The following is an 896-nucleotide window of genomic DNA, read 5'->3' as shown; positions in this document are numbered from 1 at the left end:
ACGCCTCGATCTGCTCCACGGGCCGCAGGAAATACGGCACCGCGCCCGTCTCGTTGTAGGCGTCCTGCGCCTGTTCGTAGGCGGGGTCGGTGCCGCGTGAGCCCTCGTTGAGGGAGAGGTAGCTGCCCGACGGGAGGCCTGCCATCAGGTCGCGGACGATTCCGCGGGCCGCCTCGTAGTCCGCCACGTGGCCCAGGATGCCGCTCAGGATCAGGGCGGTGGGGCGGGTCAGGTCGAGGGTCTTCGCCGCCGACGCCAGGATGCGTTCCGTGTCGTACAGGTCGGCGTCCACGTAGTCCGTCGCGCCCTCGGGGGTCGACGTGAGGAGGGCTCGGGCGTGGGTCAGGACCAGCGGGTCGTGGTCCACGTAGACGATGCGTGCGTCGGGGGCGACCGACTGTGCCACCTCGTGGGTGTTGTCCACCGTCGGCAGGCCCGTGCCGACGTCCAGGAACTGGCGGATGCCCGCCTCTCCGGCCAGATGTCGGATCGTACGGCCGAGGAAGGCGCGGCTGCTGCGCGCGATCGTGACGATGCCGGGGAACACAGCCGTGTACGCGTCGCCGGCTGCCTCGTCGACGGGGTAGTTGTCCTTGCCGCCCAGCCAGTAGTTCCAGATACGGGCGGAGTGCGGTACCGAAGTATCGATTCGCTGTTCGGATTCGGACATGCCGGCATCGTCTCCTCGGCCGTAACGGACGCCTTCGTGCAAGGTTCAACTTAACGCCCGAGTCGAGGATACGTATTCCGTACGTACATCCGTGTCGCCGAGTAGGCGACACGGATGTACGGCGACGGCGGCCCGGTGCGACTCGGGCGTTAAGTTGAACCTTGCACGAAGGCGTCCGTTACGGCCGAGGAGACGATGCCGGCATGTCCGAATCCGAACAGCGAAT

General features: G+C 67.1%; 1 protein-coding gene. It reads right to left on the bottom strand.

Features of this window, described 5'->3' with window-relative positions; all coding sequences use genetic code 11:
- A partial coding sequence (locus STRTUCAR8_RS41655) for an SAM-dependent methyltransferase (RefSeq protein WP_044473795.1) occupies positions 1 to 670 on the bottom strand: 670 nt, incomplete at its 3' end.
- Positions 671 to 896: the final 226 nt, after the last annotated feature.

The organism is Streptomyces turgidiscabies Car8, assembly GCF_000331005.1.
GTDB lineage: Bacteria > Actinomycetota > Actinomycetes > Streptomycetales > Streptomycetaceae > Streptomyces > Streptomyces turgidiscabies.
Note: the sequence above shows the minus strand (reverse complement) of the source record. Positions and strands in the feature narration are given on the sequence as shown.